Origin of the sequence: Enterobacter sp. PP-008-ECC_S150, from assembly GCF_045257065.1 — a bacterium.
GTDB classification, from domain to species: Bacteria; Pseudomonadota; Gammaproteobacteria; order Enterobacterales; family Enterobacteriaceae; genus Enterobacter; species Enterobacter chengduensis.
Window position 1 is genome coordinate 35,095 of record NZ_JBJHHG010000026.1, and the last position, 23,400, is coordinate 58,494.

The window sequence follows — 23,400 nt, forward strand, 5'->3', positions numbered from 1 at the left end:
AGGAGAACCTGATGAGTCACTCTGTTTCGCAAAACCGCCGCTGGGTACTGGCCTCCCGTCCTCAGGGCGCGCCGGTCGCGGAAAATTTTCGTCTGGAAACGCAGTCCGTTCCGGCGCCTCGTGAAGGGCAGCTCTTGCTGAGGACCGTCTGGCTGTCGCTGGACCCTTACATGCGCGGGCGCATGAGCGATGCGCCGTCCTATTCCCCGCCGGTTGAGATTGGTGCGGTGATGGTGGGCGGTACGGTCAGCCGCGTTGAGCAGTCAAACCATCCCGACTTCAAAGCCGGTGAATGGGTACTGGGCTACAGCGGCTGGCAGGAGTATGAACTTTCCGACGGCAGCGGCCTGGTCAAGCTGGGCGATAATCCCTCGCATCCTTCCTGGTCGCTGGGGATTCTGGGTATGCCGGGCTTTACCGCCTATATGGGATTGCTGGATATCGGGCAGCCGAAAGCGGGTGAAACGCTGGTGGTGGCCGCGGCGACCGGCCCGGTGGGCGCGACAGTAGGGCAGATCGGCAAAATCAAAGGTTGCCGGGTGGTCGGCGTAGCCGGTGGCGCAGAGAAATGCCGCCATGCCGTGGAGGTCCTCGGGTTTGACCAGTGTCTGGATCACCACGCGGCCGATTTTGCCGAGCAGCTAAAACGCGCCTGCCCGAAAGGCATTGATGTCTATTATGAAAACGTCGGCGGGAAAGTGTTTGACGCCGTGCTGCCCTTGCTGAATACCTCCGCGCGGGTGCCGGTGTGCGGCCTGGTGAGCGGCTACAATGCGACGGGCTTGCCCGAGGGGCCGGACCGCCTGCCGCTCCTGATGGCGACTATCCTGAAAAAGCGCATTCGTATGCAGGGCTTTATCATCGGCCAGGACTACGGGCACCGCATTAAGGAGTTCCAGGAAGAGATGGGACGCTGGGTGCAGGAGGGCAAAATTCACTATCGCGAACAGGTGACGGACGGGCTGGAGAATGCCCCCGATGCGCTGATTGGCCTGCTTGAAGGGCGTAACTTCGGCAAAGTCGTGATTCGCGTCGCGGCTGACAATAAATAAAAAGCATTATGGCGGGGGTTTCCCGCCATATTTATTTGTGAAGATACGATATATTGTCTTTAATTAACGGACATGGTTTTTCGCGTCCGGATCCCGAATGGGCGCGAAACCGAAAAAAAAACAAACTTTGCTTTTTTTTGCTGTTTTTACGTACTTCCCACCACCAGGCATGACGATACAGGATATATCGGAACAGCGTCGTTTATTTAACTGACGCTTAAAATAGCATTAAGTTTTAGCTACAGGAATTGAACATGCTTGATTTGGATCACTTAGAAAAAGCCCAAAGGGTTAGCCTTACCATGCAAGTTGAACACAGTTTGAAAGGCGCGTTAATAACGGGCTCCCTCAAACCTGGGGCGCGACTGATTACCAAAGAGATCGCCGATAAATTAGGGACCAGTATTACTCCGGTTCGGGAGGCGCTTTTACGGCTGGTGTCATCGGGGGCATTACACGCCACGCCCGCGCAGGCCTTTCTGGTTCCGGAGGTGACGCTGGAGCGTTATAACGAGATTAACGCGATCAGAAAACAGCTTGAGCCGATGGCGGTCGCCGCCGCATGCCAGAATATGTCGGAGAGCAAGCTGGAGACATTGCGCAACATGTCAGAGGCATTTCATGAGGCTATGCGCAACGGAAACGTTCAGCAGGCGCTTCACGCGAATCGCGTCTTCCGTTTTACGCTCTATCAGTATGCGGAAATGCCGACGCTCAATGCGTTAATTGAACAGCTCTGGGTGCGCATCGGGCCCTGTATGAACTATCTGCATCAGGAGCTTAACGACATCAAAGCGTCGACATATCACTATGAAGAACTCCTTTCCGCCCTTGAGCGACGAGATGTCGTTGCCTGCCAGAAGGCGATTGATAAGGTGATTGATGAAGCGAATGTGCTTTTACAGCGACAATATTTTAACTGAGAGATTATTTAACAGAGCGACTATATACCGCAGCTAATTATTTATCTGGTGAATAACTCCTGAGGGCAATAAGCCATCAGGAGGGTTATTTCATTAATATAATAAACGCTTCTCTTAGCTTACTCGAAGCGATAAGAGACCGACAGCCCGACCCCGTAGTTACGACCTGGTGCAGGTTCGTAATAACGGCCATTGGATTCGTTGACAATTACCGAGCCAACATATTCTTTGTCAAACAGGTTATCGACGCGGCCAAAGACGTCCATGCCCCAGTTGCCATAGTTAAATTTATACCCGGTATTCAGCCCGACCACCGTATACGACGGCGCTTTCGCCGTGTTCTCGTCGTCGGCCATGATGTCGCTCATGTATCGCACGTCAGAACCCGCGTACCAGCCTTCCTCCGGCTGCCAGCCAAACGAGGCGTAACCCATGTTGCGAGCGATACCCGGCATACGGTTACCGTTACAGTCTGCATCGCCACAGACGTTGGTGCGGTAGGTAGCGTCGAGGTATGTCCAGGCCAGCTTCAGCTTCCAGTTTTCGGCAAACTGCTGGTCGAGGGCGAGCTCTGCCCCCTGACGACGGGTTTTACCGGCGTTTTTATAGCTGGTACGTCCGCCCGCGCTGGCATCCACCACGATCTCATCATCCGTATCGGTACGGAACAGCGCAGCCGTCAGCAGGCCATTGCCGATGCGGGTTTTGCTGCCCACTTCGTACGTGTTGTTCGTGGACGGCTTCAGGCCAATGTTCAGACCGCCCTGGCTATCGGCGCGATAGGAGAGTTCGTTGATGGTTGGTGTTTCAAAGCCACGTCCTGCGGCCGCATAGAGGTTCCATGCGTCCGTCACCGCATACTTCACGGAGCCCGCCGGGAGCCATTTGTGGTAGCTGGCGTCACCGCTGTCATCACCGTTGCCCGGCGTAACGTAGTGGTCGTTGGAATCAAACCAGACCGAGCTGTAGCGAACACCGGCATCAACAGAGAGTTTCTGCGTCAGCTGCCAGCTCGTTTGCAAGTAAGGATCGACGTTCCACATCAGGTTGCGTTCGTCCCGGCGCTTATCACCCTTCACGCCGTAGTCCGGCACGCCGTTGTTCATCACGAAGTTTTCGTAGCCTCGGCGATCCTCGCTCAGGTTTTCGTAGTTCAGACCGGTGGTAAAGGTCACCGGCACCAGCAGTTCGCCACGGTGCGTCCAGCGGGTATCAATGCCCTGGTAATGACGCTGCATATCAATCACCCCGCCGGAGTGGGAGGCTTTCAGCTGCGGCTGATACGGAATCGACTGGTACTGCGTCATTTCACGCTCGCCGGCGTACATCATTACGCTGAGGTCGTCCTGGGTGCTGAGCTGGCGATCGTAGCGCAAACCGGCCTGGGTCTGCTTGATGGTTTTACGGGTGTTGTACTGATCGCCGCGCGGAGACTGGCGCGGGTTATTCTGCCATTCCTGATAGCTCAGCCCGCCCGGATCGTTGGCCTTCATGTCCACGCTGTTGAAAATCAGCGTCAGCTTGCTGACGTCATCAATACGCACGCCCAGCTTCGCATTGGCCAGATTCTTCCGCGCGCCGCTGTGGTCGCGGTAGCCCGTGGTGGTGAAGCGGGTAGTGGAAACGGTGTAATCCACATCGCCCGCGTGGGTGCCGTCACCCATCGCCCCGGTGGCCTTCATGCCGTAGCGCCAGGTACCGTAGCTGCCGTAATAGCTGCTGGCTTCAATGGTCGGCGGCTGCTGCCCGGTCTGGGTATTAATGTTAATCACGCCGCCAGAGGCGTTGCCGTAAAGGGCAGAGAAGGGGCCGCGCAGCACTTCAACGCTCTCGACGCTGGAGAGATCGATGTTAGAGGTCTGGCCCTGTCCGTCCGGCATGGTGGCTGGGATGCCGTCGACATACATACGGATCCCGCGCACGCCAAAGGTTGAGCGGGCGCCAAACCCACGCATCGAAAGCTGGAGGTCCTGGGCATAGTTCTGACGGTTCTGAATTTGCAGCCCGGGTACGCTGCCAAGTGATTCTGATAGATTGATGCGGGGCGCGGCCTGGCGCATGTCATCGCCATTGACGACGCTGACCGCGGCCGGGGTATCCAGTTCCGATACGGTTTGCGGCGTAGCGCTGACGATCATGGTCTGTTCCTCCGCGCTCATTGCGGCCAGCGGCGCGAAAATAACGGGAACCAGCAGCAGCGGGAGAGAAGCCTTACGGGCAGAAATGATTTTCATGAATAAAACCGGTTGTGATGTAAACGAACCAAATGGAACATGTCCATACATGTTAAAGGTTTTGTAAATGTTTTGAAAACTATAACCGCACATTGCGTTAATGAAAGGCGAGAAGGGAAAGAAAAACTCCACTTTCTACTGATTAATGATTACTATTCTCACTATCAAAAGACAATGCCATGACGTTGTCTGCCGGAAGTGATGTCAGCCCAGACCCTCTTTTCAGAAAAGGAATTGTTATGTTTTTACGTCATCTGCGCTCGCCGCGCCTGAGTCTGTCTCTGCTGTCTGCCACCTTACTGCTTGCCGGAACGTTCCAGGCGCATGCCGCCGAAGAGGTGCTGCGTAAAGCGGTGGGCAAAGGGGCGTATGAAATGGCGGTCAGCCAGCAGGAGAATGCGCTGTGGGTGGCGACGTCGCAAAGCCGTAAAACCGACAAGGGCGGCATTGTTTACCGTCTTGATCCGGTCACGCTGGACGTGACGCAGGCCATTCATAGCGATCTCAAACCCTTTGGCGCCACCCTTAACAACGCGACCCAAACGCTGTGGTTCGGTAATACCATCAACGGCGCGGTAACCGCTATTGATGCCAAAACGGGCGACGTCAAAGGGCGACTGGTGCTGGATGGTCATCAACGCAGCGACACCGTCAAGCCGCTGCAGCCGCGCCAGCTGGTGGCGGATGACGCGAGCAACACGATTTACATCACCGGTGTCGGTAAAGAGAGCGTGATCTGGGTAGTGGATGGCGCCACGCTGAAGCTGAAAGAGACCATTACCCACACCGGTACCTACAGCACCGGCCTGGCGCTGGATGCGCATGCCAAACGCCTCTACACCACGAATGCGGACGGTGAGCTGGTAACGATTGATACGGCCAGCAATAAAATTATCGCCCGTAAAAAGGTGCAGGATGACGGAAAAGAGCACTTCTACCTGAACCTGAGCCTCGACGCTGCCGGTCAGCGCGCGTTCCTGACCGATTCAAAACAGCCGGAAGTGCTGGTAGTGAGCCTGAAAGACGGCAGCGTGATCGAAAAAATCGCCGCGCCGGAATCACTGGCGGTCCTGTTTAACCCGGCCCGCAATGAAGCCTACGTGACGCACCGTGAAGCCGGTAAGGTGAGCGTGATCGACGGGAAAACGTACAAGGTGACCAAAACGTTCGATACGCCGGTCTACCCGAACAGCCTGGCGCTGTCTGCCGACGGCAAAACGCTGTACGTGACGGTGAAACAAAAATCTACCCGCCAGCAGGAAGCCACTCAGCCTGACGACGTGATTCGTATTGCGCTGTAAGGTGGGAATTGCCCGGTGGCGCTGCGCTTGCCGGGCCTACAAAAATGAAGAGATGCAGGCCGGGTGAGGCAAAGCCGCCACCCGGCCTTTTTGATTAACGCGAGGTCTCTTCTACCAAAGACGCGTCGTGTTTTTCATCTTCAGGATGAACCGGCGCGGTGCTGTGGATTTCGTGAACGCGCTTACGCACGCCAAACCAGCCGGCAATCAGCAGTACGGCCAGCAGCGGAATGGTCGCGATGGTGTAAGTACCGTTCGGGTAGTCGAACGCCATCAGCACCAGCACGCTGAACAGGAAGAGCAGGGTGAGCCAGGAGGTCACCGGCGCGCCGGGCAGCTTAAAGCTGACGTCAGCGGCTTTGCCTTCTTTAATGGCTTTGCGCAGGCGCATCTGGCAAACCACGATGAAGGCCCAGGAAGCGATGATGCCGAGCGCGGCAACGTTCAGAACGATTTCAAACACCTGTGACGGCACGAGGTAGTTGAGGAACACCCCGAAGACGTACACCACCAGCGTGGCCAGAATACCGGCGTACGGTACGTGCTGCTTGCTCATCTTCGACATGAACTTCGGCGCAGAGCCGCCCATCGACATCGAGCGCAGAATACGACCGGTAGAGTAAAGGCCGGAGTTGAGGCTGGAGAGCGCCGCCGTCAGGACCACGATGTTCATGATGCTGCCAACGTAAGGCACGCCCAGCTTAGAGAAGAAGGTCACAAACGGACTCTGGCCCGCCTGATAGGCGTTCCACGGCAGCAGCAGAACCAGCAGCACCACGGAACCGACGTAGAACAGACCGATACGCCAGATCACGCTGTTGATGGCTTTTGGCACCATGGTCTGCGGATCTTTACATTCACCCGCGGCGGTACCCACCAGCTCGATAGAGGCAAAGGCGAATACGACGCCCTGTACCAGCACCAGCGCAGGCAGCAGGCCGTGCGGGAAGAATCCGCCGTTATCGGTTATCAGATGGAAGCCGGTGGCATTGCCGTCCAGCGGCTTGCCGCTGCCGAGGAAGACGGTACCCACGACCAGGAACACCACGATGGCCAGCACTTTTACCAGCGCAAACCAGAACTCCATCTCCGCGAACCACTTCACGCCAATCATGTTCATGGTGCCGACAATCGCCAGCGCGCCAAGCGCAAAGACCCACTGCGGCACGTCACCGAACGCGCCCCAGTAGTGCATGTACAGCGCCACGGCGGTGATATCGACGATACCGGTCATCGCCCAGTTAACGAAGTACATCCAGCCCGCCACGTAAGCGGCCTTTTCACCGAGGAATTCACGGGCGTAAGAGACGAAGCTGCCGCTGGAAGGGCGATGCAGTACCAGTTCGCCCAGCGCACGAAGAATGAAGAAAGAGAAGATCCCGCACACCAGATAGACCAGGGCGAGAGCCGGGCCCGCCATCTGCAGGCGTGCACCCGCACCTAAAAACAGACCCGTTCCGATAGCGCCGCCGATGGCGATCATTTGAACCTGACGGTTGCCCATCGCCTTGTGGTAGCCCTCTTCGTGGGAGTTCAACCAGCGACGTTTAGCAGCATGATGATCGGCTGCGCTTTTATTGCTTGTTTTCATTGAGTTACCTGTTTGCCTGTCTGAACCATTATCGTGATAGTCCTGCCTGGCAGAGCGCAATACAAACGATTGCTTCTGCGCAAACACATGTCGCCTTCCCAGTCATTCTGCGTATGGATAAGGCGAAACATGGCGAGGCATCCTACCTGCAATTCATAAGCGACGCAAAATATAACCGTGCCGAAAGTGATGCACGTCGAAGGAAATCGTGTGGTCAGAGCAGACGGGGATCACAACACGCTGAATCGTGATGATTTTTTAGACAAAACAATGGCGAGGCTGATGATTTAATCATCAGATTCCCTTAATTATTACCAGATGGTATAAATTTCTGCTGCTGCAGGGCATCGAGAAGTAACCTGAACGCAGTAGTGTGCTGCCGACGGCTCGGATAATAGAGGTGATATCCCTGGAAAGTGGGGCACCACGGTTTTAGGACGCTAACCAGCCGTCCTTCACTCTGCGCCTCCAGAATCGATGCCTCCGGCACGTATGCCAGGCCGAGGCCATTCTCCGCAGCGTCGATGCGCTGCGACAGGTTGTTCAGCGTAAGCTGCCCCTCAACCCGCACGCGAAGCTCGCGCCCGTCGCGTTCAAATTCCCAGTGATACAATCCCCCGCGCGTGGGCAGGCGCATGTTGATGCAGCGGTGGTTGGCAAGCTGTTCCGGCGTCTGAGGCACGCCAAAGCGTGCAAGATAATCCGGGGATCCGACCACCGCCATGCGCATATCCGGCGCGATGCGTACCGCAATCATATCTTTCGCCACCTGCTCACCCAGGCGCACGCCCGCGTCAAAACGGCCATCCACGATGTCCGTCAGGCCGTTGTCGATCGTCACTTCAACGTTAATGTCTGGATACTGCGCCATAAACGCCCTGAGTACCGGCCAGAGCACGGCGTCCATCGCATGCTCGCCGGCGACGAGGCGAATCGCGCCTGCCGGTTTGTCGCCCGCGCTGCGAAGCGCCGTAAGCGCCTGCTCGATCTCCAGCAAATGCGGGCTTAAGCGCGTAAAGAGCTGCTCTCCTGCCTGAGTGGGAACAACGCTGCGGGTTGTGCGGGTTAACAGGCGAACGTCCAGCCGCGCTTCAAGCTTGCGCATGGCATGGCTCAGCGCCGACTGCGAAACGCCCAGCTGCGCCGCCGCGCGCGTAAAGCTGCGCTCGCGGGCAACCACCATAAATGAAAGCAGGTCATTGACGTTTTCTTTTAGCATCGCGATTCTTTTTATGAATTTCAGTCATGTGTTCTATCTGATTATGTACTCTAATGCGCCGGGCTGCTTTGCGCTACTGTTAAGGCAACAGTAAAAGAGGAGCATAAGATGAAAATTATCCGCAGCGGTTCATTACCTTCAGCAAAGGGGCCGGAAGCCTGGTTTACCGGCACCGTCCGCATAGATGCGCCATTTCAGGCAAGCGAACCCGCCAGCGTCGGCGGAGCAACCGTCACCTTCGAGCCCGGCGCGCGCACCGCATGGCATACGCATCCCTTGGGCCAAACGTTGATTGTGACGCAGGGTCGCGGCTGGTTACAGGAGTGGGGCAAAACGGCGGAAATATTGAATCAGGGCGATATCGCCTGGATCCCACCCGGCGTAAAACACTGGCACGGCGCAAGCGCGCAAACGGCGATGACGCATATTGCCATCGCCGAATCCGTTAACGGCAGCCCGGTAACATGGCTGGAAAAAGTCACCGACGAACAGTACCCGAACGGCTAACCGCTAAAAACGGCAATCGCCTGTGCAAGTTTATCCGGGAATAAATACACCGTCAGGCAGGAGAGTAATCCCGTCGCCGTAATACCCAGGTAGATTCGTTTATCGGTGCTGAGACATTTAAAGAGCGAGAAAAACGAAAATAGTCCGCTCCGCACCAGTAATCCTTTATAAAAGCGGTAATGTTTCAACGGGTTATTACGCACTTTTTCATACAGTTTTTCACTAGCCGCGATCTCGTCCCGGGCGGGTATATTTCGCACGGAAATATACCCCGTCCTGGTCTCGCCCTGCTGCAACGGGAGTGTTACGCCTCATGAGTCACTCCATGATGATGTGCAAGAATAAAAAAACGTCCGGTAAATGCGCCGGTAAGATTAATGTGATTATTTTTTATAACTGTTTGATGCTTATTCTCTCTGAAATGATGACTGCCTGAAATACCCGGCGTTAATTATTTTTAATCCCTGCGCGTTATTAAATGTAATAAAAATGAAAATATTTTCAGGGCCGTTTTTCGGCGGCGCTGCAAATAAATGACATAAGCCAAATTGAAAGGGGGAGATCGTCTCCCGGTAAAAATTGCCGAGCCGAAATAGCGTTTCGTTAACAGGATGAAAACGCTATGATTTAGTCAGTTTCGTTAACACAGTGGGGCAAAGGTGAAAATTAACGTCATCGGAACCAGCGGAAGCGGGAAAAGCACGCTGGCAAAGCAGATTGCAGCCGAACTGGCCATTCCCTATATCGAGATGGACAAACTCTACTGGCAAGCTAACTGGCAGGGAACGCCGGACGATGTGTTTCAGGCAAAGCTGGAGCGGGCGCTACAGGCGTCGCCTGACTGGGTGCTGGACGGTAACTACAACCGCACGCGGCCTGTCAAATGGCGCGATGTAGATGTGGTGATCTGGGTGGATTACGGGTTTGCCCGTACACTCTGGCAGGCGGTCACCCGAGCAGTTAAGCGCGCCTGGCATAAGCACGAGCTCTGGCCGGATACGGGGAACAGGGAGAGTTTCCGGCGCGCGTTCTTTAGCAGAGGATCCATTATCATCTGGACGATAAAGACCTGGCGAAACAACCGCACGCGTTATGCAGCCGATCTGCAAAACCCGCAATACAGACATATTCGCTTTGTGCGTATTACCCGCCGCGAGCAGGTGCAGACGCTGATTGCCTCCTTAAAGTCTTATTCTTAGCATGGTTTTATATATCTGATTTCCGGCAAACCAAATGTAAATTAATTGTTTCTCAGTGGTGAAATGCGCCTTTAATAATGTCGACATGTTAAGTCAAACGAGAACGCAACATGTCATGGCGAATCAGCATTCTGGATAAAAGCCCCATCGCTGAAAACGAAACGGCTGCCGATGCACTGGCGCGTACCCTTACGCTGGCGCAGCAGGCAGAAAATCTGGGCTATCATCGCTTCTGGATTGCCGAACACCACAACACCCCACACCTTGCCAGCCCTTCACCAGAGCTGCTGATTGCCTGGATCCTCGGGCAAACCACGCGGATTCGCGTTGGATCCGGCGGCGTGATGCTCCAGCACTATAGCCCTTATAAAGTCGCCGAGAATTTCAACGTGCTGGCCGCGCTGGCGCCCGGTCGCGTGGATCTCGGCGTCGGGAAAGCCCCCGGCGGCCTGCCGCTCTCAACCCGCGCGCTGCAGCAGGGGCTGAATCAAGAGGAAAAGGGCAGCTTCGCTGAACAGCTGGCCCAGCTCGATCGCTGGATCGGTCCTGAACATCTCTCAACTGAGGATGCCGTCCGCGCCACGCCGCTGCCGCCTTCGCCAGCAGAGCGTTTTCTGCTGGGCGCGAGCACCGACAGCGCGCTGCTGGCCGCCAGGCTCGGCTGGCACTTTGTTTTTGCCGCGCACCTGAACGGTGACCCGGACCTGCTGCGCGAGGTGGTATCAACCTGGCGCAAGAGCAGCGAACGGGACGTGATTGTGGCGGTACAGGCGATTGTCGCACCGACGCAGGCCGAAGCGGAAGCCCTCGCGCAGAAGGTTGAAGTGTGGGGCGTTGAGCTGGCAAACGGCCAGCGCGTAACCGTCGCCAGCGAAGAACAGGCCTACGCGTTTGCGCGCCAGGCAGGGAGCGAGCCGGTGCGCATTGCGCGCCGCGCCCAGTCGCTGCTGGCGGGTACGGCAGAGTCGGTACTGGGACAGCTCAACGCGCTGCATCAGCAGTGGGGCATTGACGAATTTATCATCGACACGCCGGTAGCGGAGGGGGCAACGCGCGTCGCGTCGCTGCGTCTGCTTGCCGAGGCGCGTCTTCACAAGGAGGTTACGGTATGAGTTTTGGCGAACAGTTGATTGCCTGGCGCCGCGAGCTGCACCAGAACCCGGAGCTTTCCGGTCAGGAAGTAGAGACCACCACACGCCTGCGCCAGTGGCTGACCAATGCCGGTATTACCCCTCAGCCGTACGATCTGTCTACCGGACTGGTAGCGGAAATCGGTACGGGCGAAAGGCTGATTGCGCTGCGGGCCGATATTGATGCCCTGCCGATAGAGGAGCGCAGCGGCGTGCCGTTTAGCTCGCAGCGTGCAGGCGTGATGCACGCCTGCGGACACGATATCCACACCAGCGTGATCCTCGGCGCCGCGCTAAAGCTGAAAGAGCGGGAGGCCTCGCTTAATGGTCGGGTGCGGATCCTGTTTCAGCCTGCCGAAGAGAACTTTGGCGGCGCGAAGAGCATGGTGCGGGCCGGTGCCCTGCGTGACGTTAGCGCCATCTTCGGTATGCATAACGAACCCGGCCTGCCGGTCGGCGAGTTCGCCACCCGCGGCGGGCCGTTCTATGCCAACGTCGACCGCTTTGTGATCCGCATTACCGGCAAAGGGGCGCACGCCGCACGTCCGCACGAAGGCAACGACGCCATCGTGCTGGCGAGCCAGCTGGTGACGGCGCTGCAAAGCGTCGCCAGCCGCAACGTCAATACGCTGGATTCGGTGGTGCTGAGCGTGACGCGTATTGCAGGCGGTAACACCTGGAACGTGCTGCCGGAAAGCGTCGAGCTGGAAGGCACCCTGCGCACCCATCGCACGGAGGTGCAGCAAAACGTGAAGGCCCGCGTGGGCGAAATCGCAGCCGGGTTTGCCAGCGCCTTTAGCGCGCAGATCGATATCACCTGGTATGCGGGGCCTACCGCGCTGGTAAATGACGAGCGCTGGGCCGATTTCGCCACCTCGGTCGCCCGGGAAGCCGGGTATGAAACCCGTCACGCCGAGCTGCACATGGGCGGGGAAGATTTTGCGGTCTATCTCCAGCAGATCCCGGGGGCGTTTGTCAGCATCGGCAGCAACAGCCCGTATGGTTTACATCATCCGGCCTTCAACCCGGATGAAGCCTTAATTGAGCCCGCTGCCCGCTATTTTGCACAGCTTGCGGAAAAAGCCCTGCAACACGTTTAATTCTGGAGAGGTGAATATGTCTGCACATCGTCAACTGCGGCTGGGGACCATTTTGCATGGTGCATCCGGGAATATGTCCGCCTGGCGTCACCCTGAGGCCGTCGCCGATGCCAGCATCAACTTTGATTTCGTCAAAGCGACGGCGTTAAAGGCGGAAGAGGGCAAACTCGATTTCCTGTTCGTGGCCGACGGTCTTTATATTAACGAGAAATCGATCCCGCATTTTTTAAATCGCTTTGAGCCGCTAACGGTGCTGTCCGCGCTGGCCAGCATCACCTCGCGCCTGGGGCTGGTGGGAACCTTATCCACCTCCTACAGCGAGCCCTTCACCACGGCGCGCCAGTTTGCCAGCCTGGACCACCTGAGCAACGGACGCGCGGGCTGGAACGTGGTGACATCTCCGCTGGAAGGATCGGCGAAGAACTTTTCCCGCGAAAAACACCCGGAGCACGCGCTGCGCTACCGCATTGCGGATGAGTACCTCGACGTGGTGAAAGGGCTGTGGGACTCCTGGGAAGGCGACGCGTTTATCCGCAACAAGGAGAGCGGCCAGTTTTTTGACCCGGCCAAACTGCACGCGCTGAACCACCACGGTGATTTCTTCCAGGTCGCCGGGCCGCTGAATATTGGCCGCACGCCGCAGGGTCGCCCGATTGTCTTTCAGGCCGGCGCGTCGGATGACGGGAAAAAACTGGCGGCGAAACATGCCGACGCCATTTTCACCCACCACGAGACGCTCGACGAGGCAAAAGCCTTTTACCGGGACGTAAAACAGCAGCTGGAAACAAACGGTCGCCGCGCGTCGGATCTCCATATCTTTCAGGGCGTCAGCGTGATTGTGGGTAAAGACGCCGACGACGTGGAAAACCAGTATCAAACCACGGCGGCGCTGGTGTCGATTAACGATGCTCTCAACTACCTTGGGCGTTATTTTGAACATCACGATTTCAGCCAGTATCCGCTCGACGAGCCGTTCCCCGATATCGGCGACTTAGGCAAAAACAGCTTCCGCAGCACCACCGATGAGATCAAACGCAACGCCCGCGAGCGCAGCTTAACCCTGCGCCAGGTGGCGCTGGAAGCCGCTTCGCCGCGCCCGCGCTTTTCCGGTACGCCGGAAGAGGTCGCGGACGGCCTGCAGGCCTGGTTTGAAGGCTATGCCGCAGACGGCTTCATCATTCAGGGCGGTACGCCGGACACCTTCCCGCGCTTTGTTGACCAGGTGGTACCCATTCTTCAGGCCCGCGGCCTGTTCCGTACCGACTATCCGGGCACCACGCTGCGCGAAAGCCTTGGCTTAGACCAACCGAAAAACCAGTACACACAACAATAAAAGAGAACACCGCTATGCAGAAATCATCGCTTATTCTGGCGCTTGCGCTGGCCATTACCCCTGCCGTCTGGGCAGCGAATGTGAATATTAACGGCACCGGCGTGAGCATCGAGGCCAATAAAACGCCGATCAACACCGCCAAAAACGGCGATGCGGTCGCGCAGTTACCGAAGGATTATCGCTTTGCCGTGCCGGGGAAATTTACCGTGGCGGTGGCCGCGCTGAACTCGCCGCCGCTGACGGTCTTCTCGGACGACAACAAAACGCTGCTGGGAAGTGAAGTGGACGTCGCACGCCTGGTGGCGGACAGCCTCGGGCTGGAGCTGAACGTGGTGCCCACCTCCTGGGAAGACTGGCCGCTGGGCGTGGCGTCCGGAAAATACGATGCGGCCATCAGCAACATCACCGTCACCAAAGAGCGTAAAGAGAAGTTTGACTTTGCCACCTACCGAAAAGATTCCCTCGGGTTCTACGTGAAATCAACCAGCCCGATCAAGTCGCTTGAGAAGGCTGAGGACATCGCCGGGCTGCGGATTATCGTCGGCTCCGGCACTAACCAGGAGGCCATTCTGCTGGCCTGGAACGCCGAGAACCTGAAGAAGGGGCTGAAGCCCTTTACCCCGATCTACACCAAAGACGATGCGGCCCAAACCCTGGCGCTGCAGTCCGGACGCGCGGATGCCTACTTCGGTCCGAACGTGATTGGTGCCTGGAAAGCGGCGCTGAACGGGAAAACCAAGCTGGTGGGCAGCGTAGACGGCGGCTGGCCGAAGGCGGCGCACATTGCGGTGACGCTGAAAAAAGGCAGCGGCCTGGTTGAGCCGGTGCAAACCGCGCTGAACGGCGTCATCAAAAACGGTGATTACGACAAAGTGCTGAACCGCTGGGGGGAAGGAGTGGAGCGCATTCCTCAGTCAGAAGTGAACCCGGCTGGCCTGGGTGATTAAGGAGGCGTGATGAGCGAACGATTTCGTGATGTTTCACCGGAAGATGCCGAACTTCAGCCCATTATCGAGGGGCTGTTCGGTGAATATGCCGCCCGTTACGGGGACTACTTCTCCAAAGATGCTGAGGTAGAACTCACCGAGTGGTATTTAGCGCCGCAGGGGCTGTTTATCGTCCTGGAGCGGGACGGAAAAATTATCGCCACCGGCGCGTACAAGCCTTTCGACGAACGCACCGCGGAAATCAAACGTATCTGGACGGACAAAACCCTGCGTCAGCAGGGGCTTGCCGGACGCGTGGTGCAGGAGCTGGAGCGCAGGGCGGTGCTGGCAGGGTATAGCCACATCTACCTGACAACCGGTTTTCGCCAGCCGGAAGCGGTCAGGCTCTATCTCAGCCAGGGCTATCAGCCGCAGTTCGATCTCAATCGGGATCCGGAAGAGTACAGCCAGCCACCGTTTGACGGTCGGCTGCGCTTCACTAAAACGCTGGTACGCGAAGCGTTCAGTAAAACCGCATGAGGAACGACGATGAGCAACGTTGAAACCATTAAGGTGGTCCCGGCGCGTTATCCGCTGCGGGCCGTCGGCGCCGCGGTGGCGCTGTTTGTCCTGGCTGTCGTGATTCAGTCCGTGGCCTTTAATCCGCGCTGGGAGTGGGCGGTGTTTGCCCGCTGGTTCTTTGACCCGGTGATCCTCGAAGGTGTTGGGCAGACCCTGCTGCTGACACTGATCGGTACTGCGCTCAGCGTGGTGATTGGCGGCATGCTGGCCCTGGCGAGGCTCTCATCATCCTGGCTGCTGAGCAGCCTGGCGTGGGCGTACATCTGGCTGTTTCGGTCGCTGCCGCTGATCGTGGTGCTGATTATCCTCTACAACTTCTCCTATCTCTACGACACCCTCTCGCTCGGGGTGCCGTTCACCGGCATCACCTGGGGCCGCTTTGAAACCATCAACGTGCTCGGGCAGTTCTCTACCGCCGTGGTGGGGCTCACCCTGGTGCAGAGCGCCTATACCGCCGAAATCATTCGCGGCGGATTCCTCGGGGTCGATCACGGACAGTATGAGGCCGCCGCCGCGCTCGGCCTGCCGGCCTGGCGCCGCACGGTGCGCATCATTTTACCGCAGGCGCTACGTACCATACTGCCTTCCGGTTTCAATGAAATCATCAGCCTCGCCAAGGGCACGGCGATGGTGTACGTCCTGGCGATGCCGGAGCTGTTCTATACCATCCAGATGATTTACAACCGCACGCAGGAGGTGATCCCGCTGCTGATGGTGGGCGCGGCCTGGTATCTGGTCATCACCACCGTCTTATCCGCTATTCAATATGGCGTTGAACGCGCGCTTGCCCGCAGCGAACGCCGATCCGCCGTTAATCAGAACCGGGCCACCCGTCGCACCCGTTCTGTCGCGACCACGCCAGCACAGGAGCCTATCCATGCAAGCCTCTCCTGAAGGACATATCTCAATAACCGGCGTCAGCAAGTATTTTGGCCGACACAAGGCGCTCGACAACGTTTCGCTTGAGATCCCGCCGGGATCCGTGACGGTGATCCTCGGCCCGTCCGGGTCGGGCAAATCGACGCTGCTGCGCACTATCAACCATCTGGAGCGTGTGGACGAAGGCTTCATTCAGATCGACGGGGATTACATTGGCTACCGTCGTCAGGGCGACAGGCTCTTCGAGCTGAAGGAGAAAGAGATCCTCAAGCAGCGCGTCAACGTGGGCTATGTGTTTCAGAACTTCAATCTCTTTCCGCACCTCACGGTGCTGGAAAACCTGATTGAGGCGCCCATCGCGCATAAAAAGCTCAGCAAAAAAGAGGCGGTCGAAAGGGCGTACAGCCTGCTGGATGTGGTCGGGCTGCGGGATAAAGCCGATGCCTGGTCTCGCCATCTCTCCGGTGGGCAGCAGCAGCGCATTGCCATAGCCCGCGCGCTGGCGCTGCGTCCTCGCGTGATGCTGTTTGATGAACCCACCTCGGCGCTGGATCCGGAGCTGGTGGGGGAAGTGCTGGACGTCATCAAAAAACTGGCCAGGTCCGGCACCACGCTGGTGGTGGTCACTCACGAGATCGGCTTTGCCCGGGAGGTAGCGGATCAGGTGGTATTTATGGTCGACGGGAAAATCGTGGAGCAGGGCAGCAGCGACGCGGTGTTGAACCGTCCGTCGCACGCGCGAACGCGCCAGTTCCTGTCAAAAGTGCTGTAAGGAGCGCAGATGAAATATGGACTTCTGGCAGGACTGCTTTTTACCACCGCGAGCCATGCCAGCATCGATCTCAACGCCAACGAGCAGCCGCTACCGGTGACGGTGGATCGCCAGGCCGTGGCGAAGATCCCCGCCAGTTACAAATTTGTTGAGCCCGGAACGCTGACGGTCGCCATCTCGATGCTTAACTCCCCGCCGCTGGCGCTGCTGGCCAGCGATAACCGCACGCGGATTGGCAGCGACCCGGATATCGCCCGCCTGCTGGCGGGCAGTCTGGGGCTGAAGCTAAAGCTGGTGCCGACGGCGTGGGAAGACTGGCCGCTGGGGATCGCCTCCGGGCGCTACGACGTGGCGCTGGTGAACATTGCGGTGACCGAACAGCGAAAAGAGAAGTTTGATTTTGCGACCTACCGCGTCGATTCGCTGGCGTTTTCGGTGAAATCCTCCAGCGAGATCCAGTCAATCACGAGCGCGGAAGATCTGGCCGGGAAAAAGGTGATCGTCGGCTCGGGGACCAATCAGGAGCGCATCCTGCTGGGCTGGAACGAAGAGAACAAAAAGGCGGGGCGGGCACCTGCGCTGCCTGTATATCTTCACGATGATGCTTCGGGCAATCTCTATATCCAGTCCGGCAGGGCTGACGTGTTCTTTGGTCCTCAGTCGGTTTCAGCCTACAAGGCGGCGCTCACCGGCACGACCCGCGTGGTTGGCTTAGGGCCGAAAAAAGCCTTTGTCGCGACCACCACAAAAAAAGGCAACGAGCTGGTCTACGCCCTGCAGGCCGCGCTTAACGGTGCGATTAAGCGCGGAGAGTACCAGAAGGTGCTGGCGCGCTGGGGTGAACAGGGGGAAGGGGTGGAACAGTCGGAGGTCAACCCGCCTGGGATAACCTACTAATGGTGCTCTACACTTAGGGTTTTCATCCCGCAGGGGGCAACATGATTAAACTCTATGGCGTACCCGGCTGGGGCTCGGCGATCGGTGAAGTGATGCTGACCCTGGCCGATATCCCTTATCAATTCATCAACGTGGACGGGTTTGACCAGCCCGGTCCGCAGCGTCAGCTGCTGCAAAAGCTTAACCCACTGTGTCAGGTCCCCACGCTGGAGCTGGAAAATGGCGCCATCATGACCGAAACGGCGGCAATCGCCCTGATGGTGCTCGACAGATGTCCCGATCTCGCTCCGCCCGTGGGGCAGGGTGAACGCCAGCAGTTTCAGCGTTTGCTGATCTGGTTTGTAGCCAACGTCTATCCCACGTTTACCTATGCGGACTATCCCGAACGCTGGGTGCCGGATGCGCCGGAACAGCTGCAGAAAAACTGCATCGAATACCGGAAATCGCTCTATCTATGGTTCGAAAGTCAGCTCAGGGCGGCCCCGTTTGCGCTGGGGGATAGGCTGACGCTGCTGGATGTATATATTGCGGTAGCGCGCACCTGGGGGCCGCGCCATGACTGGTTTGCGACACATACGCCGAGGTTTACGGCTATTGCGGACACCGTCTGCCAGCTGCCGGAACTGCACAAGGTGTTAAAGGCCAACGGTATTATCTGATAACGTTGAACTCTTATTCACAAACGGAAGCCTGCACATGCCACACGTCGATATTAAATGTTTTCCCCGTGATTTGAACGACGAACAAAAAACGGCCCTGGCGGCGGATATTGCCGAGGTCATTATTCGCCATCTCAACAGTAAAGACAGCTCAATATCCGTTGCGCTGAATCAGGTGGATCCTGAGGAATGGAAGGCGCAGGTCTGGGACACCGAAATAGGACCGAAGCTGGACGAGTTAATTAAAAAACCAGGCTATTCAATGTAAGCGCGTATGCCGGGGCGATCGCCTCTCCCCGGTTTTTCCCTTCTTGTTTTCCCGCTTTTCGCAAAAATCGATAAAAAAATATTTTATTTTATCCGCTACACTTTACGTTTATGGCTATATTTCATACCTCTTTAGGAAAGATGTTCAACAGAATCAGTTAAGGACAGATACGTTAAAGGATAATTTTCTGATGACAAAATTACCCCGTTTTTCACCCGCCTTTCTTCACCCGCGTTACTGGCTCAGCTGGGTCGGCATTGCCGCGCTGTGGCTGATTATGCTCCTGCCTTATCCGCTGCTGTTCCGTATCGGCCACGGGCTTGGACGGCTGGCGATGCGCCTGCTTCCCCGCCGCGTCGCGATTGCCCGCCGCAACCTCGAGCTGTGCTTTCCCGAAATGGATGCCAACGAGCGTGAGGCGTTGCTGCAGCGTAATTTTGAATCGGTAGGAATGGGAGTGATCGAAACCGGAATGGCATGGTTCTGGCCTGCATGGCGGGTGCGGAAATGCTTTACCGTGACGGGTTATGAGCACATGGAAAAGGCGCGGGCGAAAGGCAATGGCGTGGTGCTCGTTGGTATGCACTTTCTCACCCTTGAGCTGGGCGCACGGATCTTTGGCATGCTGAACCCCGGCATTGGGGTGTATCGTCCTAACAATAACGCGCTGTTGGACTGGCTGCAGACGCGCGGGCGCCTGCGCTCCAATAAAACCATGCTCGATCGTCATGATTTAAAGGGCATGATCCGCTCGCTGAAGCAGAATGAGATTTTGTGGTACGCCCCGGACCATGACTATGGCAAAACCCATAGCGTCTTTGTGCCGTTTTTTGCGGTGCCAAATGCGGCCACGACCGCGGGAAGCTATATGCTGGTCAAAAGCGCTAAGCCTGCCGTGATCCCCTTTGTGCCGCGCCGCAGGGCGGATGGCACCGGCTACGAGCTGATTATTCTGGAGGATATCAGCGAGGCGCTGCAGGGAGGAGATAAAGAAACCGTTGCGACGCAGATGAACAGGGCGATTGAGCAAGCGGTACGGATGGCGCCAGAACAGTATATGTGGCTGCACCGGCGCTTCAAAACGCGTCCTGAAGGCGTACCTGACCGATATGCCCGTCCGAAACAGGCGGCAACACGGGATGACATTCTCTCCGCCGGCGATTTATCTGACCGCTCAGGCATACAGCACTAAACCTCAGTTTCGCCGCGCCGCTGATGGGCTGGCTGATGGCGCACCGATCGGAAACGTAAGGATACTGAATCGCAACGACATTTTCAGGATGTCGCTGCGGTTCAGTGCTTTATAAAACTCACCGCGCTGTATAGAATTGCCGCATCCACAGCGACGGGATACCACACGATGACCGCGAGAGTTGATTATCAGATTGAAAAATACCTCCTTACCGAAGCCGCCGAACCGGCGCGCCTGACGCGCCAGTGGGCAGAGGTCATGGAGGAGTGTCGTGAGCAACAATCCGGCGCAGAGGAGCGGCTGCGTCTCGCGTTGCTTAATGTGGATTATGTCACCAGCTTCGAGCTGCCCTTCAGGCTGCTCCTCACCCGTGCGCCGCAGCTGATTGACGTTGTCAGAAAAGCGCTGCCGCTCAGCCAGAAAAACGTTCTGTTTAACGGCAAGCGCTTTGGCTGCGTTTATAGCCTTAAACAGGATCTGGCCGGAATACCTGACGAGTTTACCTACCAGCTGAAAACGCGTATCCAGCGCAGTGACGCAACGGGATGTAATGAAGTCCCTTACAGGCAAATTGCCCAGCAGGTAAAAGCGCCAAAGGAACGCCTCAGGCTGGCTCTGGAAAGCGGGCTGTCCGTGACGGCACTCGACGGGCTTTTCTGGTTTGGCATTCAGCGCATCGCGGCGGATGTGCAAAGGTTACGTAAAACAGGGATGCGGATTGTGACCTCCAACGCCGAGGTGTTCGATACGCTGACCAAAACAACCCGGCAAATCCCTGTCTATCGCCTGGAAGGAATGGACATTACTTAACCTGCAGCAGGATCGCCATCAGCCCTGGAAAACGGGCATCCAGATCGTCTCTTCGCAATGAAATCATGTTTTCGCGTCCCTGCGGGCGCTGCCAGATGACCCCGCTGTCGCGCAGTACGCGCCAGTGATGGGTCATGGTGGACTTCACCACATCTTCCGGACGCAGCGCGTTGCAGCTCAGTTCCTCGCCATCGGCGAGCCGGCGAACGATCGACAGCCGGAGCGGGTTGCCGAGTGCAAATAGCACATTTTCCAGCAGTATTTGTTCAGTTTCAGGGTGGTTTGGGATCATCGTTTTTCTGCGTATGTCGTCGGATTGAGCTATATCAACAATAGGTCAATACTCAAAAAATAGTTCGATAATACTCGTACAATAGGACTATTATAGCAAACGAACGAATGCACGACCATCCTGGTCGTCACAGACAAGTCATAAGACTTAAGGAAATATCATGCCCCGACCCATCCCTCTCGAACGTTATCGCAACATCGGTATCTCCGCGCATATCGATGCCGGTAAAACCACCACCACTGAGCGCATCCTTTTTTATACCGGGATGAGCCACAAGCTGGGTGAAGTACACGATGGCGCGGCAACCACTGACTGGATGGCGCAGGAGCAAGAGCGCGGGATCACGATTACCTCCGCGGCGGTGAGCTGCTTCTGGCCAGGTATGGACAGAGGGTTTGAACCGCACCGGATCAACATCATCGACACCCCGGGGCACGTGGACTTCACCATTGAGGTTGAACGTTCCATGCGCGTTCTCGACGGTGCCGTAATGGTATATGACTCCGTGGGCGGCGTGCAGCCGCAGTCGGAGACCGTCTGGCGTCAGGCCAATAAATACCACGTTCCGCGGCTAGCCTTCGTCAACAAAATGGACCGTCCGGGTGCCGATTTCTTCCGCGTGGTGCGGATGATGCAGGAGCGCCTGAAGGCCAACCCGGTGCCGATTGTCATCCCGGTTGGCGCGGAAGAACACTTCACCGGCGTGGTGGATCTGATCAAGATGCGCACCATTTTGTGGGACGACGCGACTCAGGGCATGGTGTTTACCTATGCGCCCGTGCCGGATGATTTAGTGAGCACCGCCCGGGAATGGCGGGAAAAAATGGTCTCTGCGGCGGCGGAAGCCAGCGACGATCTGATGGATAAGTACCTGGAAACCGGCGACCTGACGGAAGCGGAAATTATCAAAGGGCTGCGTATTCGCACCATTTCTGGCGAAATCCAGCCGATGCTGTGCGGCAGCGCGTTCAAAAACAAGGGCGTGCAGCGCATGCTGGATGCGGTGATTGAGCTCATGCCGTCGCCGCTGGACGTGCCGGCCATTGACGGTGTGGATGAAAAAGGGCAGCACGCGGAGCGTCACCCGAGCGATGATGAGCCGTTCTCCGCCCTGGCGTTCAAGCTGATGAGCGACCCGTACGTCGGGCAGCTAACCTTTATCCGCGTCTACTCCGGCGTGCTGCGCAAAGGCGACGCGGTGTATAACCCGGTAAAAGGGAAGAAAGAGCGTATCGGGCGTATCGTGCTGATGCATGCCAACGATCGTCACGAGGTGGATGAACTGCGCGCCGGGGATATCGCGGCCTGCGTCGGTCTGAAAGACGTGACCACCGGTGACACGCTCACCGACCCGAACGCGGTGATCACGCTTGAACGGATGGAGTTCCCGGACCCGGTGATCTCGCTGGCAATCGAGCCGAAAACGAAAGGCGATCAGGAGAAAATGGGCATCGCGCTGCAGCGCCTGGCGGCGGAAGACCCGTCGTTCCGCCTGCATACTGACGAGGAGTCTGGCCAGACCATCATCTCCGGGATGGGTGAGCTACATCTGGAGATTATTGTCGACCGCATGAAGCGTGAGTTTGGCGTGGAGGCGAACATCGGTCGTCCGCAGGTGACCTACCGAGAAACCCTGCGTAAAACGGTGAAGGATATCGAAGGCAAGTTTGTTCGTCAGTCCGGCGGTAAAGGACAGTACGGCCATGTGGTGCTGAGCCTGGAGCCGCTTGAGCCCGGAAGTGGTTTTAAATTTGAAGATGCCACTAAGGGCGGCGTGGTGCCGCGCGAGTATATTCCGTCCGTTGAGAAAGGGCTGCGGGAAGCGATGAACAGCGGGGTGCTGGCGGGCTATCCGGTGGTTGACGTTAAAGCAACGCTGACGTTTGGTTCGTACCACGACGTCGACTCCTCGGAGATGGCGTTCCGCATGGCGGCAATCCTCGGCTTCAAAGAGGGCGCGCGCAGGGCAGATCCGGTGATTCTTGAGCCGATCATGCACGTGGAGGTGGAAACGCCGGAAGAGTACGCCGGGAACATCATGGGCGATCTCTCTTCTCGTCGCGGCATGGTGCAGGGAATGGAGGAGCAGTACGGCAGCCAGATTATCCGCGCTGACGTGCCGCTGGCCGAGATGTTTGGCTACGCCACCACGCTGCGCTCGATGTCCCAGGGGCGCGCCACGTATACGATGGAGTTCCACCATTTTGCGGAAGCCCCGCGGAATGTTGCGGATGAGATTATTTCGAAGCGCGCGAAGAGTTAATGAATTGCACATGGTAGCCTCTGGGCTACCATGTGTTTTTTGGCATATCATCCTTTTACTTAATTAGCGTTGCGGATCGAATTTTCCATTTCCCTTTTTCCTGAATGAGGCAATCTGCCACAACGTGATCTTGTTTTTTGCCAAACGCGATATATACCCGTGATCATTGAAGACGCTTGATTTTTCAGCAACAGGAGATCATGCTGTCCCCATGAAAATCTTTATCACTGACCAACAAAAAGCTGAACTTGAGCGTCTTCATGACTCCAGT

The 23,400-nt window shown here is 57.1% G+C and carries 21 protein-coding genes and 1 pseudogene; 17 read left to right on the forward strand and 5 right to left on the reverse strand.

The window, feature by feature from the left end:
• Positions 1-11 precede the first annotated feature (11 nt).
• The gene (locus tag ACJBF3_RS22315; protein ID WP_045326549.1) at positions 12-1,052 is read left to right on the forward strand and encodes an NADP-dependent oxidoreductase; all 1,041 of its coding nucleotides are present in this window, start codon (positions 12-14) and stop codon (positions 1,050-1,052) included.
• 254 nt (positions 1,053-1,306) lie between these two features.
• The gene (locus ACJBF3_RS22320) at positions 1,307-1,975 is read left to right on the forward strand and encodes a GntR family transcriptional regulator (RefSeq protein ID WP_045326548.1); all 669 of its coding nucleotides are present in this window, start codon (positions 1,307-1,309) and stop codon (positions 1,973-1,975) included.
• 119 nt (positions 1,976-2,094) lie between these two features.
• On the opposite strand, the gene pqqU is transcribed toward ACJBF3_RS22320, so the two are convergent.
• Positions 2,095-4,209, reverse strand: coding sequence for a TonB-dependent receptor PqqU (pqqU, locus tag ACJBF3_RS22325; RefSeq protein WP_045326546.1), 2,115 nt, complete (start codon positions 4,207-4,209; stop codon positions 2,095-2,097).
• A gap of 239 nt (positions 4,210-4,448) precedes the next feature.
• Here pqqU and ACJBF3_RS22330 point away from each other — a divergent pair, with 239 nt between their 5' ends.
• Positions 4,449-5,510: a YncE family protein gene (locus tag ACJBF3_RS22330; protein WP_045326544.1), complete on the forward strand. Its 1,062-nt coding sequence runs from the start codon at positions 4,449-4,451 to the stop codon at positions 5,508-5,510.
• 94 nt (positions 5,511-5,604) lie between these two features.
• Here the strand turns inward: ACJBF3_RS22330 and ansP are convergent, their stop codons facing one another.
• The gene (gene ansP / locus ACJBF3_RS22335) at positions 5,605-7,101 is read right to left on the reverse strand and encodes an L-asparagine permease (protein WP_045326542.1); all 1,497 of its coding nucleotides are present in this window, start codon (positions 7,099-7,101) and stop codon (positions 5,605-5,607) included.
• A gap of 304 nt (positions 7,102-7,405) precedes the next feature.
• A complete protein-coding gene (locus ACJBF3_RS22340; RefSeq protein ID WP_045326541.1) occupies positions 7,406-8,320 on the reverse strand; it encodes a LysR family transcriptional regulator in 915 nt (304 codons plus the stop codon).
• A 108-nt stretch (positions 8,321-8,428) separates the two neighbouring features.
• On the opposite strand from ACJBF3_RS22340, the gene ACJBF3_RS22345 reads away from it, so the two are divergent.
• Positions 8,429-8,827 (forward strand): cupin domain-containing protein, encoded by a 399-nt coding sequence (locus ACJBF3_RS22345; RefSeq protein ID WP_045326539.1) that lies wholly within the window; start codon positions 8,429-8,431, stop codon positions 8,825-8,827.
• On the opposite strand, the gene ACJBF3_RS22350 is transcribed toward ACJBF3_RS22345, so the two are convergent.
• Positions 8,824-9,087, reverse strand: coding sequence for a hypothetical protein (locus ACJBF3_RS22350; RefSeq protein WP_223239925.1), 264 nt, complete (start codon positions 9,085-9,087; stop codon positions 8,824-8,826). The genes ACJBF3_RS22345 and ACJBF3_RS22350 overlap by 4 nt on opposite strands.
• Before the next feature lie 399 nt (positions 9,088-9,486).
• Between ACJBF3_RS22350 and ACJBF3_RS22355 the strand changes: the two genes are divergently transcribed.
• The 12 genes and pseudogenes from ACJBF3_RS22355 (at position 9,487) to ACJBF3_RS22410 (ending at position 20,574) form a co-directional block, all read left to right on the forward strand.
• Entirely contained in the window at positions 9,487-10,026 is a 540-nt protein-coding gene (locus ACJBF3_RS22355) for a shikimate kinase (protein WP_045326534.1), read from the forward strand.
• A gap of 110 nt (positions 10,027-10,136) precedes the next feature.
• The gene (locus ACJBF3_RS22360) at positions 10,137-11,138 is read left to right on the forward strand and encodes an LLM class flavin-dependent oxidoreductase (RefSeq protein ID WP_045326532.1); all 1,002 of its coding nucleotides are present in this window, start codon (positions 10,137-10,139) and stop codon (positions 11,136-11,138) included.
• Positions 11,135-12,256: an amidohydrolase gene (locus tag ACJBF3_RS22365; RefSeq protein ID WP_045326529.1), complete on the forward strand. Its 1,122-nt coding sequence runs from the start codon at positions 11,135-11,137 to the stop codon at positions 12,254-12,256. Before ACJBF3_RS22360 ends, ACJBF3_RS22365 begins: the two co-directional genes overlap by 4 nt.
• Before the next feature lie 16 nt (positions 12,257-12,272).
• Positions 12,273-14,536 (forward strand): annotated as a pseudogene (locus ACJBF3_RS22370) (NtaA/DmoA family FMN-dependent monooxygenase).
• Between the two features lie 9 nt (positions 14,537-14,545).
• Positions 14,546-15,055 carry a GNAT family N-acetyltransferase gene (locus ACJBF3_RS22375; protein ID WP_045326525.1) on the forward strand — a complete coding sequence of 170 codons (510 nt, stop codon included), beginning with the start codon at positions 14,546-14,548 and terminating at the stop codon, positions 15,053-15,055.
• Positions 15,056-15,064: 9 nt separating this feature from the next.
• Positions 15,065-15,991: an amino acid ABC transporter permease gene (locus ACJBF3_RS22380; RefSeq protein ID WP_045326524.1), complete on the forward strand. Its 927-nt coding sequence runs from the start codon at positions 15,065-15,067 to the stop codon at positions 15,989-15,991.
• Positions 15,975-16,748, forward strand: a complete 774-nt coding sequence (locus ACJBF3_RS22385) for an amino acid ABC transporter ATP-binding protein (RefSeq protein ID WP_045326522.1) — start codon at positions 15,975-15,977, stop codon at positions 16,746-16,748. The genes ACJBF3_RS22380 and ACJBF3_RS22385 overlap by 17 nt, the downstream gene beginning before the upstream one ends.
• Positions 16,749-16,757: 9 nt before the next feature.
• The gene (locus ACJBF3_RS22390) at positions 16,758-17,645 is read left to right on the forward strand and encodes an ABC transporter substrate-binding protein (protein WP_045326519.1); all 888 of its coding nucleotides are present in this window, start codon (positions 16,758-16,760) and stop codon (positions 17,643-17,645) included.
• A 41-nt stretch (positions 17,646-17,686) separates the two neighbouring features.
• On the forward strand, positions 17,687-18,304 hold the full coding sequence (locus ACJBF3_RS22395) for a glutathione S-transferase family protein (protein ID WP_045326518.1): 618 nt from the start codon (positions 17,687-17,689) through the stop codon (positions 18,302-18,304).
• A 37-nt stretch (positions 18,305-18,341) separates the two neighbouring features.
• Positions 18,342-18,572, forward strand: a complete 231-nt coding sequence (gene pptA / locus ACJBF3_RS22400) for a tautomerase PptA (protein WP_045326516.1) — start codon at positions 18,342-18,344, stop codon at positions 18,570-18,572.
• Between the two features lie 190 nt (positions 18,573-18,762).
• On the forward strand, positions 18,763-19,764 hold the full coding sequence (locus ACJBF3_RS22405; RefSeq protein ID WP_047723370.1) for a Kdo(2)-lipid IV(A) acyltransferase: 1,002 nt from the start codon (positions 18,763-18,765) through the stop codon (positions 19,762-19,764).
• Between the two features lie 168 nt (positions 19,765-19,932).
• Positions 19,933-20,574, forward strand: a complete 642-nt coding sequence (locus tag ACJBF3_RS22410; protein WP_045326512.1) for a helix-turn-helix domain-containing protein — start codon at positions 19,933-19,935, stop codon at positions 20,572-20,574.
• On the opposite strand, the gene ACJBF3_RS22415 is transcribed toward ACJBF3_RS22410, so the two are convergent.
• Positions 20,567-20,866 (reverse strand): helix-turn-helix transcriptional regulator, encoded by a 300-nt coding sequence (locus ACJBF3_RS22415; protein ID WP_045326510.1) that lies wholly within the window; start codon positions 20,864-20,866, stop codon positions 20,567-20,569. The genes ACJBF3_RS22410 and ACJBF3_RS22415 overlap by 8 nt on opposite strands.
• Positions 20,867-21,026: 160 nt before the next feature.
• Between ACJBF3_RS22415 and fusA the strand changes: the two genes are divergently transcribed.
• Positions 21,027-23,129, forward strand: coding sequence for an elongation factor G (gene fusA, locus ACJBF3_RS22420; protein WP_045326508.1), 2,103 nt, complete (start codon positions 21,027-21,029; stop codon positions 23,127-23,129).
• The last annotated feature ends 271 nt before the right edge of the window (positions 23,130-23,400 follow it).